This is a genomic window from Ruegeria sp. YTSC192 (assembly GCF_059609705.1).
Genome location: NZ_JBXWMG010000001.1, coordinates 222,699 through 237,950, shown reverse-complemented (window position 1 = coordinate 237,950; position 15,252 = coordinate 222,699). Strand labels below are relative to the sequence as shown.

At 59.2% G+C, this 15,252-nt stretch carries 16 protein-coding genes, 1 tRNA gene and 1 pseudogene; 6 read left to right on the top strand and 12 right to left on the bottom strand.

The window, feature by feature from the left end; translation table 11 throughout:
• Window positions 1-252: 252 nt before the first annotated feature.
• From AC2FD8_RS01110 to ttcA, 8 genes are all read right to left on the bottom strand, one after another.
• Window positions 253-750: a SixA phosphatase family protein gene (locus AC2FD8_RS01110; protein WP_496853714.1), complete on the bottom strand. Its 498-nt coding sequence runs from the start codon at window positions 748-750 to the stop codon at window positions 253-255.
• Window positions 747-1,421 carry a ferredoxin gene (locus AC2FD8_RS01105; protein ID WP_496853715.1) on the bottom strand — a complete coding sequence of 225 codons (675 nt, stop codon included), beginning with the start codon at window positions 1,419-1,421 and terminating at the stop codon, window positions 747-749. The genes AC2FD8_RS01110 and AC2FD8_RS01105 overlap by 4 nt, the downstream gene beginning before the upstream one ends.
• 18 nt (window positions 1,422-1,439) lie before the next feature.
• Window positions 1,440-2,303 carry an acetylglutamate kinase gene (gene argB, locus AC2FD8_RS01100; RefSeq protein ID WP_496853716.1) on the bottom strand — a complete coding sequence of 288 codons (864 nt, stop codon included), beginning with the start codon at window positions 2,301-2,303 and terminating at the stop codon, window positions 1,440-1,442.
• A 104-nt stretch (window positions 2,304-2,407) separates the two neighbouring features.
• A complete protein-coding gene (gene yihA, locus AC2FD8_RS01095) occupies window positions 2,408-3,061 on the bottom strand; it encodes a ribosome biogenesis GTP-binding protein YihA/YsxC (RefSeq protein WP_496853717.1) in 654 nt (217 codons plus the stop codon).
• A complete protein-coding gene (locus tag AC2FD8_RS01090; RefSeq protein WP_496853718.1) occupies window positions 3,058-3,795 on the bottom strand; it encodes an MOSC domain-containing protein in 738 nt (245 codons plus the stop codon). The genes yihA and AC2FD8_RS01090 overlap by 4 nt, the downstream gene beginning before the upstream one ends.
• The gene (yidC, locus tag AC2FD8_RS01085; protein WP_496853719.1) at window positions 3,792-5,621 is read right to left on the bottom strand and encodes a membrane protein insertase YidC; all 1,830 of its coding nucleotides are present in this window, start codon (window positions 5,619-5,621) and stop codon (window positions 3,792-3,794) included. The genes AC2FD8_RS01090 and yidC overlap by 4 nt, the downstream gene beginning before the upstream one ends.
• A 126-nt stretch (window positions 5,622-5,747) precedes the next feature.
• Window positions 5,748-7,283 (bottom strand): putative bifunctional diguanylate cyclase/phosphodiesterase, encoded by a 1,536-nt coding sequence (locus tag AC2FD8_RS01080; protein WP_496853720.1) that lies wholly within the window; start codon window positions 7,281-7,283, stop codon window positions 5,748-5,750.
• Window positions 7,284-7,349: 66 nt separating this feature from the next.
• Window positions 7,350-8,243 (bottom strand): tRNA 2-thiocytidine(32) synthetase TtcA, encoded by an 894-nt coding sequence (gene ttcA, locus AC2FD8_RS01075; protein WP_496853721.1) that lies wholly within the window; start codon window positions 8,241-8,243, stop codon window positions 7,350-7,352.
• Between the two features lie 114 nt (window positions 8,244-8,357).
• Here ttcA and AC2FD8_RS01070 point away from each other — a divergent pair, with 114 nt between their 5' ends.
• Window positions 8,358-9,293, top strand: coding sequence for an alpha/beta hydrolase (locus AC2FD8_RS01070; protein ID WP_496853722.1), 936 nt, complete (start codon window positions 8,358-8,360; stop codon window positions 9,291-9,293).
• On the opposite strand, the gene yidD is transcribed toward AC2FD8_RS01070, so the two are convergent.
• Genes yidD through rpmH form a run of 3 tightly spaced genes read right to left on the bottom strand, consistent with a single transcriptional unit; the run spans window position 9,290 to window position 10,109 of the window.
• Window positions 9,290-9,526: a membrane protein insertion efficiency factor YidD gene (gene yidD / locus AC2FD8_RS01065; protein ID WP_496853723.1), complete on the bottom strand. Its 237-nt coding sequence runs from the start codon at window positions 9,524-9,526 to the stop codon at window positions 9,290-9,292. The two genes, AC2FD8_RS01070 and yidD, sit on opposite strands and share 4 nt — an antisense overlap.
• Window positions 9,523-9,948: a ribonuclease P protein component gene (gene rnpA / locus AC2FD8_RS01060; protein WP_496853724.1), complete on the bottom strand. Its 426-nt coding sequence runs from the start codon at window positions 9,946-9,948 to the stop codon at window positions 9,523-9,525. The genes yidD and rnpA overlap by 4 nt, the downstream gene beginning before the upstream one ends.
• 26 nt (window positions 9,949-9,974) lie before the next feature.
• Window positions 9,975-10,109 (bottom strand): 50S ribosomal protein L34, encoded by a 135-nt coding sequence (gene rpmH, locus AC2FD8_RS01055; RefSeq protein WP_005980833.1) that lies wholly within the window; start codon window positions 10,107-10,109, stop codon window positions 9,975-9,977.
• Between the two features lie 296 nt (window positions 10,110-10,405).
• On the opposite strand from rpmH, the gene AC2FD8_RS01050 reads away from it, so the two are divergent.
• The 5 genes and pseudogenes from AC2FD8_RS01050 to AC2FD8_RS01030 form a co-directional block, all read left to right on the top strand.
• The gene (locus AC2FD8_RS01050) at window positions 10,406-11,137 is read left to right on the top strand and encodes a TVP38/TMEM64 family protein (RefSeq protein ID WP_496854003.1); all 732 of its coding nucleotides are present in this window, start codon (window positions 10,406-10,408) and stop codon (window positions 11,135-11,137) included.
• A 5-nt stretch (window positions 11,138-11,142) separates the two neighbouring features.
• On the top strand, window positions 11,143-12,561 hold the full coding sequence (locus AC2FD8_RS01045; protein WP_496853725.1) for a dihydrolipoyl dehydrogenase family protein: 1,419 nt from the start codon (window positions 11,143-11,145) through the stop codon (window positions 12,559-12,561).
• 18 nt (window positions 12,562-12,579) lie between these two features.
• Window positions 12,580-13,962: a sensor histidine kinase gene (locus AC2FD8_RS01040; RefSeq protein ID WP_496853726.1), complete on the top strand. Its 1,383-nt coding sequence runs from the start codon at window positions 12,580-12,582 to the stop codon at window positions 13,960-13,962.
• A gap of 64 nt (window positions 13,963-14,026) precedes the next feature.
• Window positions 14,027-14,103 (top strand) — tRNA-Arg (locus tag AC2FD8_RS01035).
• Window positions 14,104-14,297: 194 nt separating this feature from the next.
• Window positions 14,298-14,456: pseudogene (locus AC2FD8_RS01030) on the top strand (IS3 family transposase); the annotation flags it as partial.
• Between the two features lie 114 nt (window positions 14,457-14,570).
• On the opposite strand, the gene AC2FD8_RS01025 reads toward AC2FD8_RS01030, so the two are convergent.
• A complete protein-coding gene (locus AC2FD8_RS01025) occupies window positions 14,571-15,215 on the bottom strand; it encodes an NADPH-dependent F420 reductase (protein WP_496853727.1) in 645 nt (214 codons plus the stop codon).
• Between the last annotated feature and the right edge of the window lie 37 nt (window positions 15,216-15,252).

Here is a 15,252-nt window from a genome sequence, read left to right as displayed (position 1 = left end):
GCTAATGTCCTTTCTGAAAAACTGAACGTGTACTCAAAAATCCCGTGATCAAACTACCGGGAAACCCAATATGACGATCCTATCACATAGCTAGAAAATCGCCAAAACACCGACTTCAGAGTGAATCGAGACCGTGTTACAAATCCAGACCCTCGCGCGGGTGGGGCAATCATGGCCCCCGCTATGTCGTGGCGGTTGCAGTGCGATACGTGCAGTGCGATCAGCCATGCCGGGGTGTTGCCCCGCCTTTTTTCATTTCAGAAGCTCGCGCGGGATCGCGAAGCCCAAGACCTTTCCGCTGTGCTTCTGGATGTCGGACCACCTGTCGATCTCAAACCGGATCACCGTTGTTGCGCAGGTCGGGTAGTCGTCGAACCGAGCGTGCTCAGGCGCGGTTTCGACAAGCTGAGCCGCGAATTGAGCTATCCCGGGGTTGTGACCCAGCATCATCACAGTTCGGCCTGTTGCCGTTTTCAACTCTGCCAGCATCGCATCGGGCCCCGCCAGATAGAGGTCATAGGCGTAGTAGGCGTTTTTAGCATGCAGACCCATGTGGTCCCAGGTCTCACGCGTGCGGACAGAGTTCGAGCTCAGAAGCTCATCCGGGACCCAGCCGTTTTTCTTGAGCCAAGATCCAATTGCCGGGGCTGAGGCGCGCCCACGTTTGTTCAGTGGTCGCTCATGATCACTGAGGTTGGGATCATCCCAGCTGGATTTGGCGTGGCGGGATAGGATCAGGGTGTGTGTCATGACGGATGAAAGGCCCTCATATGATGTGCGGATTGGTCCGGGTCGCGGCCTGCGCGGGCGCTGACCGGGCAGGAGAGGCGCGCGAGGCATCCTCCGGTCATGCAGACCTGCCCCTCGGGCGTGGCGAGGTGGTTGTGGCAGGCCTCGACATTGTAAAAGCTCTGATCATTCAGCGCCCCCACAGGGCAGGTCTGCGTGCAAGGCGCTGCGCATGAGGTGCAGGGCGAAGGGGCGGTTGCCGGGGGAATCGCAAACTCATCGGCGAAATGAAGCGCGCCGCGCAGTGAGATCATCATGCCCATCTGGTCATGCACCAGCGCGCCCACAGGGCTGCTGAAGGTCCGCCCTGATTTCAACGCCCAGTCGATGAACGGCGCGTAGGGAGGGCCACCAAAGGGAAAATGCGCTTCGGCCCCCAAGTCCTGAGCCAGTTTCCCGACCACACGTAGAGACCAGCGATCGACCGGGTCCTTGCCCTGCCATTCCGGCGCGGCTTTCAACCGGGGCCAAAACTCGGGCCCTGCGCCCAGAAGGATCAGCGTACCGCCATCCAGTTGTTTCGCTTGCACCTGACGCGGGTGCAGCGCGCCCATGAGGATCAACCCAACCCGCTGCGCTGCCTGTTCGACACGTTCATAGCTGTGGTGAGAGGAGGCAGGCTGTTGGGTCATATCTCCTCCGGTTTTGCACTAGTCGGGGCGTATCAGCGACCCGGCACCGTGTTCGGTGAACAGCTCCAGCAGGACCGCGTTGGGCGCGCGTCCGTCCAGAATAACCACCGCGCGCACTCCACTATGCAGCGCATCCAGCGCGGTTTCGGTCTTGGGGATCATACCACCGGCAATGGTCCCTTCCAGAGTCATTTCGCGGATCTGACCGGCCTTCAGCTCGGTCACCACATCGCCAGCGGCGTTCTTGACGCCCGAGACGTCCGTCAGCAGTAGCAGGCGATCGGCTTTTAGCGCCGAGGCGATAGCCCCTGCAGCGGTGTCGCCGTTGACGTTGAAGGTCTCTCCCTCGGTGCCCGCGCCTAGTGGCGCGATGACCGGGATGACGTCATGCGAGAACAGGTCGTGCAGGACCTTGGGGTCCATCTGCGTCGGAGATCCAACAAAGCCTAGCGAAGGATCAGTCTGTTCGCAGGTCATTAGGTTGGCATCCTTGCCCGACAAGCCCACAGCGGTGCCGCCCTGACGGTTGATCGCCTGTACGAGCCGCTTGTTCACAAGGCCGGACAGGACCATCTCGACCACTTCGACCGTCTCTTTGTCGGTGACGCGCTTGCCGCCCACAAACTCAGACTGGATGTCCAGCTGTTTGAGCATCGCGTTGATCATCGGTCCGCCGCCATGCACGACCACGGGGTTCACCCCGACCTGCCGCATCAGAACGACGTCGCGGGCAAAGCTGTCCATTGCCTCATCACTGCCCATGGCATGACCGCCCAGCTTGATGACGACGATCGCGCCATCATAGCGCTGCAGATAAGGCAACGCGCTGTTGAGGGTTGCGGCGGTGGCGATCCAATCCCGGTTCATATCTCGTGTCTTCATGGCTGTCAGTCCTCTGGGCCACCGTGTTAGGGCCTTTGAACCCGGCTGCCAAGACCATACCAATGCAAATGCTGCAAAGTGACGCCACCCCAGGGCGCGCCCGGTTATTCCAGATGTGCGATGACCGACCGCAGCGTCGGAATTCCGTCCCCTTTTTCCGAGGACGTCAGAACGATCTCGGGGTAGGCGGCAGGGTGTTTGGACAGCGCCGTACGCACTTGGTTCAGCACTTTTTCGCGGTCGTTCGCCTTGACCTTGTCGGCCTTGGTCATGACGCATTGAAAAGTCACGGCACTGGTGTCCAGCAGCTTCATGATCTCGTCATCCACAGGCTTTACCCCATGGCGCGAATCGATCAGGACAAAGGCCCGCCGCAGGGTTTGCCGCCCGCTGAGATACTGTTTCAGCAGCCGCTGCCATTTCTCAACCACCTTCACCGGCGCATTGGCATAGCCATAGCCGGGCAGGTCCACCAGATACAATTCAGGACCTTGGGTGAAGAAGTTGATCTCTTGCGTGCGGCCCGGCGTGTTCGAGGCGCGCGCCAGACCCTTGGTGCCGGTCAGCGCGTTGATCAGGCTGGATTTCCCCACGTTCGAGCGACCGGCAAAACAGACCTCCAACCGGTCGGGGGCGGGCAGGCCGTTCATGGCCACGACGCCTTTGACGAACTCGGATTCGCCAGCAAACAACTTGCGCCCACGTTCCTGCGCGAATTCATCCGGGTCATCGGCCAGTGGAAAGGGCAGGGTCGTCATAGCAATTGAACCTTGTCGTCGATGCGGATTTCACCGCCCCGGATCACTTCGGCATAGACGCCGAAATCCTGATGGCCCCAGCTGTTGAGCGCACCGAGCGTATCTGCGTCCCGCTCACCCGTGTCGGGGTTGGCGGTCGTGGCCAGACAGCGCGTGATCCGTTCGCGCACGTGGAACACAGCTTTTCCGATCTGAACCTCGCGCCCCAGCCAGTCGAATTCTTCCCAAAGGGGCAGTTCCGTCAGCCAGATATTGCCGCGCCAGCGCTTGGGCGACAACTCGCGGCCCAGTTTCTGCTCGACCGCGCGATGCGAGGCCATGCTGCACAGGCTGATCGACGGGAAATCGGTGTCGGTCATGCCCCGGCCCGGAACCCGGACAATCCGTGTGGATGCGGCGCGATCCGCAGGCATCAACGGTTTGACCCACTCCAGAAAGACGTCCTGTTGGGTGTCAGGCGCAAAGCTAAGATCGGGGCGATCGGGATGGCGCAAGGTCACACTGTCGCCGTGGGATTCGGCCGAGATTGCCATCAGTTTCGGGGCCTTCGCGCCGCGGCTGAAATTGGTGCAGGGGGCCCAGTCGGAGCCGTCGGTCTTGGCAGCCTCATGCGCGACGGCCCAAACACGATCCCCGGGCATGGTCTGCCCGGGGAGTACGGTGATCTGGGTCAGGGCTTCTCGCCCATGGCTTTTGATCGGGTGCCGCCAGAGGGCTGAGACCTGCCCGCTCATTTGCCGTCCGTTTTCGGCGTGCGCTTGAAGCCTGACCTGATGTTGCCGAATACGTCCGGCTTATATCCCTGGCTGCGCATGATCAGATATTGCTGGGTGAAGGTGATGGTGTTGTTGGCAATCCAGTAAACCACCAGACCGCTGGCAAAACCGCCCAGCATGAACATGAAGACCCACGGCATCCATGCAAAGATCATCGCCTGTGTCGGATCGGTTGGTGCCGGGTTCAGCTTTTGCTGCAGCCACATCGAGATACCCAGAAGTAGGGGCAGGATCCCGATAAAGATCAGTGCAAGGAAGCTTTCAGGCGCGGGTGCGGCCCAGGGCAGCCATCCGAAGAAGTTGTAGATCGAAGTTGGGTCCGGCGCGCTGAGGTCCTGGAACGGACCAAACCACGGGGCCTGACGCAGTTCGATCGTGACAAAAATCACCTTATACAGCGAGAAGAAGATCGGGATCTGCATCAGGATCGGCAAACAGCCCGCAGCGGGGTTTACCTTTTCTTTCTTGTACAGCTCCATCATGCCCTGCTGCATCTTCTGGCGGTCGTCGCCAGCGGCCTCTTTCAGGGCCTCCATCTGCGGTTGGAGTTCTTTCATCTTGGCCATCGAGACGTAGGATTTGAACGCCAGCGGGAACAGGATTGCCTTGATGATCAGCGTCAGGCCGATGATGGACCAACCCATGTTGCCGATCAGAAGGTTGATGTTGTGCAGCAGCCAGAAGATCGGTTTTGTCAAGAATGCAAACCAACCCCAGTCGATGCTTTCGATGAATTTTTGCACCCCACCAGCCTGATATTCGCGAATGGTTTCCCACTCCTTAGCTCCGGCAAACAGGCGTGTCGTTACCTCTTCGGTCGCGCCTGGCGCGACCGAAAGTGTCGGCAAGACTGTCTCGGTCTGATAAATCTTGCGGCGCGCGTCGTATTTCGCAGCCGCCTTGAAGGTTGCGCCTTCGGCAGGGATCAGGGTTGTCATCCAGTAGTGATCGGTGAACCCGACCCAACCACCTTCTGTAACCTGAAAAACTTCGGCTTGTGCGCCTTCGCTGGGGTTAATGTCGAAGTCTTGCACGTCGCCATAATCGATCTCGTCCAGAACGCCGTCGGCCATGACCATGACCCCTTCGTGCAGGATGAAAAAGTTCTTAAGCCCCGGCAGGTCGCCGTCTTCACCGATGCCGTGGCGGGCCAGAATGCCGTAAGGGGCCATGCTGACCTCGGCACCAGTGGCGTTTTCGACCGATTGGGTCACCGAGAACATGTAGTTTTCGTCGACCGAAACCGTGCGGCGGAAGGTCAGGCCGTTGCCATTGTTCCACGCCAAAGTGATGGGGGTGTCCACGCCCAGTGTCTCGCCCTGCTCAAGGGTCCAAAGGGTGTTGGGGCCGGGAACGTCCGTGCCGCTCACGCCGGAGCCGGGGGCCCAGCCATAGAGGGCGTAGTATGCCGAATCCGACCCGACCGGGGCCAGAAGTTCGACGATTGGCGCGTCTTCCTCAAGCGAGACTTTGTAGTCCTTCAGAAACAGCTCATCAATGCGGCCGCCCGACAGCGACAGGCTGCCTTCCAGACGGGGCGTATCAATCGCAACACGCGGGGCTTGTTCTTCGGGCTGGGCCTCTTCCGCGGTCGCGGTTGCGTCGCCGACCGTTCCGGTGCCGCTGGCGCTGGGTGTCTGAATCTCGGACCCTTCGGTTGCTGCAATCTCGGTCTGTTCCGTTCCGGGCGCGGGTTCCGGCGGAGGGAACAGCACGAACCAGACCAGGATCACGAGAAAGCTGAGCGCGGTTGCAAGGATGAGATTCTTGTTCTGATCGTCCATCTGGGACAGCCACCTTGAGCAGTGAAAGACACCCGCAGGGTTCAACAGAGTGCTGGCCCAAAGGTCAAGCGGAATCGGCTGCAATTTCGTCGCGCCGTGGCATTCCTGGTTACTCTTTCATGGAATTCAGCCTGTTTGGCGTCCGATTTTTGGTACTCCGTTCATCTTGCCGTTATGCGCGGCCATCCAATCCAGCGTCTTTTCGAAGGGCATTGGCTTGCCAATACCAAAGCCCTGCACGTGATCACATCCAAGCTGGGCCATCAGGGCATGTTCTCCCGGCGTTTCAACCCCTTCCGCCAGCGTCTCGAGATTCAAGCGTTCGGCCATGGTCAGGATTGCGCTGGCCATCTGTTGCTGACTGGGGTCCTGATCGGATTTGGCAACGAATGATCGGTCGATTTTGATCCGTGTGACATTGAATCGCTTGATCGACGCGATCGAGGCATGGCCGGTGCCGAAATCATCCAGATCAATACAGCACCCCAATGCCGCAAGGCCGGTGACATTGCGGGTGATCACGTCATCGGGGCGGCGCGAAAAGACGGTCTCTAACACTTCGACCGTCAGTCTGTCAGGGGTCAGGTCGAATTGATCAAGCTCCCATTTGAGGCGGTCGATCAGGCCCGGTGCGCGCAGCTCATCCGAGGAAAAGTTGACGCCCATACGCGGCACTATGACGCCCGCCCTGTCCCAGGCCCGCATGGCGGTGAAGGCGTGGTGCCGGATGGCCTGACCCAAACGCTCCATCAGGTCGGCTTGTTCGGCGAAAGGCAGAAAGACTTGAGGGCTCAAAACGCCTTTTTGCGGATGTTCCCATCGGGCCAGTGCCTCAAAACCCGTGACACGCCCGGTATCCGTGGACACCTGTGGCTGGAACCACGGGCGGATATCGCCATGATCGAGCGCCGCTTCGAACTCCTTGCGCAGGTTGCTGCGCACAAGTGATCTGCGCCGCGTCTCAGAAGAATAGGCCCGAATCGTCGAGGGCCCGCTGCGCTGTGCCTCGGTCAACGCATCGGTGCTGGCGGCTTTCCAGTCGGTGACCGTGTCGCCAGCGATGGTTTTGTTCATGCTGAAACCAATCGAACAGGTTAAATAGAGGCCGATTCCATTGAGCATGATCGGCTCTTCCACCGCGGACTGGATGCGCCCAGACATCTGGATACAAGCCTCAAGGTCCAACTGCTGCGAGGGATGCAGCCCGATCATCAGGCCGTCATCCGCGACCAGCATCGCAATGTCATCGTCGCGGATCATCGAAAGAACCCGGCTGCAAAACTGCTGGTGGATGTGATCGGCTGCAGCCTGGCCGTGAATATCCACAACCTCGGGGAACCCGTCGATTGCAATGGCGATGCAAGCTGCGCCAGCCTCTTGCTGTTGCGCGATTGCCAGCTTTTCTGTCAGTGCCAGATTGAACTGGTCGTTTGGCAGCACGCCACCGACTGCCTGCCCTGCACGTGTTTTCGCCTGACCGTTCACAATCCCTGCCACCGCGAACATCAACGGTACCCCAAGCGTCACACTGACAAGTGCGCGTTCGCCGCCCAACCAGAAAGCCCCAAGGCTGAGCGCGGGCAGAAAGGCCAGCGCAGATGGACCGCTGAGGGCAGAGGTCACGGGACGGAGAAAACGATCAAAATCAGGAAGTTTCCGCATAACAATTCCAGGCCTTGGGCATCAAACGCACAAGGTGAACGGTAAGAAACCAGTCTGAGTCAGACGTTAACGCAACTGCGGAATTTCAGCAGAATTTTCGTCTTTTTTGCTGGAATCCAGGGAAAGCCCTGAAAAGTCGAACAATTTTGGATCCAACAAATGAGATGGACGGGCGTTGGTCAGGGCACGGAACATCACCTGACGGCGGCCGGGGCTGTTCTTTTCCCATTGATCGAGAATCTGTTTGACCTGTTGGCGCTGCAATCCGTCCTGACTGCCGCACAGATCGCAGGGAATGATCGGATAGTTCATCGCCTTGGCGAATTTCTCGCAATCGGCCTCGGCCACATGGGCCAGCGGGCGGAAGACGAACAGGTCGCCTTCCTCATTGACCAGCTTCGGCGGCATGGTGGCCAAACGCCCACCGTGGAACAGGTTCATGAAGAAGGTTTCCAGAATGTCGTCGCGGTGATGACCCAGCACCACGGCCGAGCAACCCTCTTCCCGCGCGATGCGATACAGGTTGCCACGGCGCAGGCGCGAACACAGGGCGCAATAGGTCCGGCCTTGGGGAACCTTGTCCATCACAACGGAATAGGTGTCCTGATATTCGATCCGGTGGGGAACGCCCATCCGCTCCAGAAATTCGGGCAGGACGGTGGCGGGAAAGCCGGGCTGCCCCTGATCCAGATTGCAGGCCAGCAAATCGACCGGCAGCAACCCGCGCCATTTCAGCTCATAGAGAACGGCAAGCAGGGTGTAGCTGTCCTTGCCGCCCGACAGGCAGACCAGCCAGCGTGGCGGTTTGCCGTCCTTGTCATGGGCGGACGGGTCGATCATCCCGTACTGCTCGATCGCCTCACGGGTCTGGCGCACGATGCGCTTGCGCAGCTTCTTGAACTCGGTCGTCGAGGGCGCGCCAGCAAACAGCGGATGGATATCGTCGGCTTCATCAAACATGGGCCGTGATTACAGCGCAGGATGCGCGCGGGCAAGGTGTCGCGAACCTGGGCCAGTTTTTGGGGGAAGGCGCCGCATGTGCTATGCTCTGCGGATTTATCGACGGAGTTTAAAATGGACTATTTCTTTACCGTCCGCGGACGCAGCGGCAATACCTATTCAAACAAACTGGGCAAGGCGCGCTATCTGGCAATACCGTCCAACGTAAAGACACCAGCACGTAAACACGAAATCCGAATCTCGGATTGGCTGGACAAGGTGCAGCAGGCCGCCGGAGCAACAGATCACGAAAAGGGCCACATCGTCTTTTTCGTGCATGGCTTCAACACCGAGCAGTTCGAAATGCTGGAGCGGCACCGCAAGATCCGCAAAGGGCTTGAGGCCCACGGGTTCAAAGGTGTGATCGTCAGCTTTGACTGGCCAAGCGACGGCTCGGTCTTGGGCTATAGCTCGGACAGGGCAGATGCGCGACGATCGGCGGATAAACTGTTCAATGACGGGATCAGGCGCCTGTCCAAAATGCAGACCCCCGATTGCCCCTATAACGTTCACGTTCTGGCGCATTCGATGGGAACCTTTCTGGTGCGCGAGGCTATGGACTATGCCGATGACGATCACGAGATCGCGCAGCACAGCTGGACCACAAGCCAGATTGCCTTTGTCGCGGCGGATGTCTCGGCCAAATCTTTCCGTGAGGGTAGCGCCAAGACCTCATCCCTGATGCGGCGGTGCACAAGGCTGACCTGCTACTACAGCCCGTTTGATGAGGTTCTTTCGATCTCTGAGGTCAAGCGCGTGGGCGTTTCGCGTCGGCTGGGGCGTGTGGGCATGCCCCCGGGCCATCCCGAAAAGGCTGTCAATCTGTATTGCGGCAAGTTCTTTCAGGACAACCGGGATGACTATCCTGACGGGACATCAGCCAGCCACAGCTGGTATTTCGATTCGCCCCGGTTCTACGAGGATTTGCACCACACCCTGCTGGGCAAACTGGATCGTGAAGTCATCCCGACCCGAGGGTTCACGAACCGAGGGAATCTGGCGCTGGTCTAGTCGTCTGCGGATTTTTCGGGCACCGGGTCATAGCCGGTGCCGCCCAATGGATGACAGCGCCCGATTCGACGAGCGGCCAGCCACGCGCCCTTGATCGCACCGTGTTTCTCAAGCGCTTCCAGCGCATAGGCCGAGCATGTTGGCTGGTAGCGACAATTGAATCCAACCCAGGGGCTGAAAACCAACCGATATGCGCGCACGGGCAGGGCGAATATGCGCGCCAGCAGGGTCACTTGCGGGGGGTGTGGATTTTACGCAGCGCATAGCGCAGATCGTCGAGCATGGCGTCAAACGCCCGCCCCGCGGTGACCTCGGCGCGGCCGATCAGGATATAGTCCCACCCTTCAAGGCCCTGTGTAGGCAGAACGGCACGGGCAGCTTCGCGCAAGCGGCGCTTGGCGCGGTTGCGGGCCACCGCATTGCCGACCTTTTTGGAACACGTAAACCCGACGCGAATGCCTGCGCCCTCATCCGGCGCACGTTTGCGGGCCTGCACCATCATTGAGGATGTGCCCTGCCGACGCGCGCGCGCCGCTTTCAGAAAGTCGGAGCGATTCTTGAGAACGGTCAGAGGGTTGGGCGCGCAAACGGACGCCGCCGGGGGCTTGACCCTCGGTTGGTTTATACCATCCTCAGGGGCCTCCGGCGGCGTCATGTTCATAACCTGATCGGTGAGGCGGTTTACGCGCTCAGCGATTTGCGGCCGCGTGCACGGCGCGCATTCAGGATTTTGCGGCCGGCTTTGGTGGCCATGCGCGCGCGGAAACCGTGGCGGCGTTTGCGAACCAGGTTCGAAGGCTGATAGGTGCGTTTCATCGCTCCGTCTCCAATCTATAGCGGTGGGTGCGGCGCGGATTCGCCTGGCCCGAGTGTTCGAAGCCCGTCCTCTACTGCCAAGCGGGGGGTAAGTCAAACCCCAAGGCACGGGTTTTCGCGCCTTTTGCAACAATTCTGTAACCTGGCCGGTCAAAAGATTTCAGAATCCGGATTTTTACGCCCCGAACCCTCACATTCCCGGCCACAGAGTTCAAGGCCGCGTGATGGGCCTGTTGTCGGGCCACAGGGCAGCGCATGTTGAGGTCAGAATGAAACGAACAAAGCCGGACAGCCAGATGAGCGAAACGACCCAAGCGCCGCGCAGCGGGTTTGCGCGCCATATTCCATTGCTTGTAATCCTGACCGTTGCCGCGGTGGGGTTCTTCACCCTTGGCGACTACCTGACTTTCGAGACCCTGCGCGACAATCGCGAGGCCCTGTTGGCCTGGCGGGATAACTATTACTGGGCCATGGCCGCCGCTTTTGTGTCGATCTATATCGTGATCGTGGCGTTTTCCCTGCCCGGAGCCGCCGTCGCTTCGATGACCGGTGGTTTCCTGTTTGGCCTGTTTGCAGGCACAGCGTTTAACGTGGTTGCGGCCACCATCGGCGCATCCGCCATCTTTCTGGCCGCGCGCTGGGGATTGGGTGAATCGCTGACCGCGCGGCTTGAATCCTCGGAGGGAACCATCAAGAAACTCAAGGACGGCCTGCGCGAGAACGAGATCTCGGTCCTGTTCCTGCTGCGTCTTGTGCCCGTGGTTCCGTTCTTTGTGGCCAATCTGGTCCCGGCGCTGGTGGGCGTGAAGTTCCGCAACTTCCTGATCACCACGGCGCTGGGCATCATACCGGGCGGTATTGTCTACACCTGGATCGGCGTTGGCCTGGGCGGTGTCTTTGATCGCGGCGAAACGCCGGATGTTTCGTTGCTTTGGGAACCTTTTATTATCGGTCCGATCATAGGCTTGTGTGTATTGGCCGCTCTGCCCATTCTGATCAAAGCCCTGCGCGGTAAAAAGGACGCCTGAATTCCATGAAAGAGCTGAAAACAGATATCCTGGTCATCGGTGCCGGGTCGGGCGGTTTGTCGGTTGCGGCAGGGGCGGCGCAGATGGGGGCCGAGGTGATCCTGCTGGAAGGCCACAAAATGGGCGGGGATTGCCTGAATTTCGGCTGTGTCCCCTCCAAGGCCCTGATCGCCAGTGGCAAGATGGCCTATGGGCAGGCCCATTCAGCGCCGTTTGGCGTGGCCGATGTTGTGCCGCAAGTGGACTATGCCGCCGCCAAGGATCACGTGCACGGTGTCATCGCTCAGATCGAGCCGATGGACAGTCAGGAACGGTTCGAAGGTTTCGGCGTCAAGGTGATCCGCGAATTTGGTACCTTCCTGTCTCCGACACAGGTTCAGGCCGGTGAGAACGTGATCACCGCGCGGCGTGTTGTCATCGCGACAGGATCATCGCCGCTTGTGCCGCCGATCCCGGGGTTGGATGCGGTGCCGTTCTACACGAATGAAACCATCTTTGATCTGAAGGATAAGCCCGATCACCTGTTGATAATCGGCGGCGGCCCCATCGGGATGGAGATGGCGCAGGCCCATATCCGGCTGGGTTGCAAGGTGACCGTGATCGAAGGCGCAAAGGCGCTGGGCAAGGACGACCCCGAGGCTGCAGCCCTCGTTCTGGAGACCCTGCGCGCCGAAGGCGTCGACATTCAGGAACAAGCCATGGTCGCGCAAATCCGGGGCTCGGCGGGCGCGGTCGAAGTTGTCACCCAGAACGGAGACATTTTTGCCGGTACCCACCTTCTGATGGCAGCCGGGCGCAAGGCCAATGTCGAACGCCTGAACCTTGAGGCGGCCGGCATCGACCGCACGCGCACCGGGATCAAGGTGGATGACGCTCTGCGCACGACGAACCGCAAGGTCTATGCCATCGGCGATGTGGCGGGTGGTCTGCAATTCACCCATGTGGCGGGGTATCACGCGGGCATCATCATCCGGTCGGCCCTGTTTGGCCTGCCGTCAAAGGCCAAGACAGCACATATCCCCTGGGCCACTTATACTGACCCCGAACTGGCTCAGGTCGGCCTGACCGAGGCACAGGCCCTGGAACAGCATGGCGACGCGATGGAGGTCGCCCGGTTCGATTACCATCACAATGACCGCGCCATTTCCGAGCGAAAGACAAAAGGGTTCATCAAGGTCATGGTCGTGAAAGGCCGCCCCGTGGGGGCGACAATCGTCGGCCATCAGGCCGGAGAATTGATCAACTTGTGGTCTCTTGCGTTGGCCAATAACCTCAAGATGGGGCAGATCGCCGCGATGGTTTCGCCCTATCCGACGATCGGAGAGGTTAACAAACGTGTAGCGGGGGCTTATTTCTCGCCAAGGCTGTTTGAGAATCAAACGGTTAAACGCGTGGTCAGATTCGTGCAACGCTGGATCCCCTGACCGGAAAAGGAGCGCCAATTGAACTCGCTGTCCGGCCGATTTCTGATCCTGACAACGGTCTTCGTGATGTTGGCCGAAGTCTTGATCTTTGTGCCGTCCATCGCGCGTTTCCGGGAAGACTTCCTGCTGAACCGGTTGGAACGGGCGCAGATCGCCTCTTTGGCCTTGCTGGCCGATGACATGCTTGCCGACGATCTTGAGGCCGAGCTGCTTGCAAACGCGGGTGTCTACAACGTTGTTCTTCGACGCGATGAGGTGCGCCAGCTGATGCTGTCTTCGCCCATCCCGGAACAGATCACCAACACCTATGATCTGCGCGACGCGAGCCCTTGGATTTTGATCCGCGATGCGATGAACCGGATTTTCACCACAGAGGATGAGGTCATTCGCGTGATCGGTGAGCCGGTCAAAGGCGCCGGTTTGCTGATCGAGGTTACCATAGACAGCACGCCCTTGCGTATGGCGATGGTGGATTACGGGTTGCGTATTCTGGGCCTGTCCTTCGTCATTTCGATCATCACGGCCTTCTTCCTTTTCCTTGCGGTGCGCGTCGTGCTGGTACGTCCGATAAAAAGCGTTGTCGGCTACATGCAGCGCTATGCCAGCGCGCCAGAGGATGCGCGCGGCATTATCACTCCCAACTCCAAGGTCACCGAACTGCGTGAGGCGGAAGAGGCCCTGAAGATGTTGCAAACCGACCTGACGCAGGCGTTGAAACAGCGCGAGCGTCTGGCGCAGTTGGGTGGTGCGGTGGCCAAGGTCAGTCATGACCTGCGCAATATTCTGACCTCGGCGCAACTATTCACCGACCGGATCGAGGCCAGCGATGACCCTTTGGTCCGCCGTATGGCCCCCAAGCTGGTCAACTCGATCACGCGTGCGGTTTCGTTGTGCGAAAGCACTCTTGCCTTTGGTCGCGCGGAAGAACCGGCGCCGACCCTGACCATGGTGCGCGTTCGCGACATCGCCGAAGATGTTGTCGCAAGCGAGCAACTGGCCGTTGCCGATGCCTGCGTCGAAATCATAAACGAAGTGCCCAAAGATCTGGTCGCGCGCGCCGACCCAGAGCAGCTGTTCCGCGTGATTATGAACCTTGTGCGCAATGCCAGACAGGCCCTGGTTGCCTCGGGCAAACCTGGACGCGTCACTGTCACCGGCTGCGCCATAGAGGCAAGCTGGTGCATCGAAATCCGCGACACCGGGCCCGGCCTGCCGCCCAAAGCCCGCGAGAACCTGTTCACGCCCTTCCAGGGCGGCGTGCGCAAGGGCGGCTCGGGCCTTGGGCTTGCGATTTCACAGGAACTGGTGCGCGGACATGGCGGAGAACTCGTGCTGAAAGAAACCGGACCCACCGGTACAACCTTTGAAATAAGTCTCCCGCGCGGTGATCTAACTTTTTGAAGCTTTTTTGAAGAATCGACTTGCACGTCATTCGCACCGGGTCTAAACACCGCCTCACCAACGCGGACCGATAGCTCAGCTGGATAGAGTACTTGACTACGAATCAAGGGGTCGGGGGTTCGAATCCTCCTCGGTCCGCCACTTTCCTTTGAATTCATTGGAAAAAATGGCGGTTTTTACCAGCTACCCGCCAACATACCCGCCAAATCAATTCCTCTTCTATCATTGAACATTCAGTTAGAAGTGGTTGTTCCGACGTCGAGAGGTCTCTGAGAAAGACCAACCTCCAAAGGTATGCCCCCACAAGTAGGTAGCGTAGATCGCTTCACCCTAGCGGCTTACGGGGCGAAGAGAGTATTGCCGCGTTGTGCCGCCGCGAGGGTATTTCCGAAAGCCGGTATTCGTTCTGATCAAAATGGTTCCTCGAAGCTGGGAAGAACCGTCTGGTGGATGACATGGTCCAACGGGCGACCATGTCGGAGGCTAAGAAACTGTGAATTGAAGCCATTGCCCAGACGTACAGCGATGTGTGTTTGTTGGAACAAATCCTTGAAACAGGCAGGGGGCTGAGCCTGCCTGTTTCTCCTGTCAATTCTGCGTCTAAGCGGTCACTCTGCGTCTGAACGTAGGATGACAGGCGTGATCCGGGTGCCTTCGCCCTGTACATAAGCCATCTGAATGATCAATTCGGCCAGAGGCTCAAGATACCTTGCATTCATCATCGCTCCGCTATCGATCGGGTCATAGTTGATGGCACGCACCAGCTCGGCCACTGTTTCCTTTGAGCCTGCGTCGTCCCCGGCAAGGAAAACCTGAGGGCGGATTCCGCCATAGGTCGGATCCGAGTCAACGACATCGGCGAAGATCGCGTTGAAGGCCTTGACGACCGGGACGCCCGGCAGTTTTGCCTGGCAGACCTCTCCGGCGGACGTGGAATGCCCCAGTGTCAGGGCCATATAGTCATCGGTCAGGGGGTTGGTGCAATCGACCACCACCTTGCCTTCCAGCGATCCAAGGGCATCAAGCGTTTCGTCCAACGCCGTGAAAGGTACGGCGATAAACACAACCTCGGCGTGTTGCACCAGATCGGTGGCTCGACCGCCTTTGACGCCATGTCGGGCTGCCGCTTCAGCCCCCCGTTCCGCATCCCGCGAGCCAATGTGAACCACATGATCCGTTGCAGAAAATCTGCGTGCAAGCCCGTTGGCGACATTGCCGGTTCCGACGATAAGTAAATTTCTTGAGTTGGGCACGACTACGTTCTTCCCCTTGATAATGTTACAATTCCGA

Coding starts and splice junctions, on each gene's coding strand:
- AC2FD8_RS01045 (WP_496853725.1), top strand. CDS start 11,143: ATGAAAGAGCTGAAAACAGATATCCTGGTCATCGGTGCCGGGTCGGGC.
- AC2FD8_RS01070 (WP_496853722.1), top strand. CDS start 8,358: ATGGACTATTTCTTTACCGTCCGCGGACGCAGCGGCAATACCTATTCA.
- AC2FD8_RS01050 (WP_496854003.1), top strand. CDS start 10,406: ATGAGCGAAACGACCCAAGCGCCGCGCAGCGGGTTTGCGCGCCATATT.
- AC2FD8_RS01110 (WP_496853714.1), bottom strand. CDS start 750: ATGACACACACCCTGATCCTATCCCGCCACGCCAAATCCAGCTGGGAT.
- yidC (WP_496853719.1), bottom strand. CDS start 5,621: ATGGACGATCAGAACAAGAATCTCATCCTTGCAACCGCGCTCAGCTTT.
- AC2FD8_RS01090 (WP_496853718.1), bottom strand. CDS start 3,795: ATGAGCGGGCAGGTCTCAGCCCTCTGGCGGCACCCGATCAAAAGCCAT.
- argB (WP_496853716.1), bottom strand. CDS start 2,303: ATGAAGACACGAGATATGAACCGGGATTGGATCGCCACCGCCGCAACC.
- yihA (WP_496853717.1), bottom strand. CDS start 3,061: ATGACGACCCTGCCCTTTCCACTGGCCGATGACCCGGATGAATTCGCG.
- AC2FD8_RS01080 (WP_496853720.1), bottom strand. CDS start 7,283: ATGCGGAAACTTCCTGATTTTGATCGTTTTCTCCGTCCCGTGACCTCT.
- rpmH (WP_005980833.1), bottom strand. CDS start 10,109: ATGAAACGCACCTATCAGCCTTCGAACCTGGTTCGCAAACGCCGCCAC.
- AC2FD8_RS01105 (WP_496853715.1), bottom strand. CDS start 1,421: ATGACCCAACAGCCTGCCTCCTCTCACCACAGCTATGAACGTGTCGAA.
- rnpA (WP_496853724.1), bottom strand. CDS start 9,948: ATGACGCCGCCGGAGGCCCCTGAGGATGGTATAAACCAACCGAGGGTC.
- ttcA (WP_496853721.1), bottom strand. CDS start 8,243: ATGTTTGATGAAGCCGACGATATCCATCCGCTGTTTGCTGGCGCGCCC.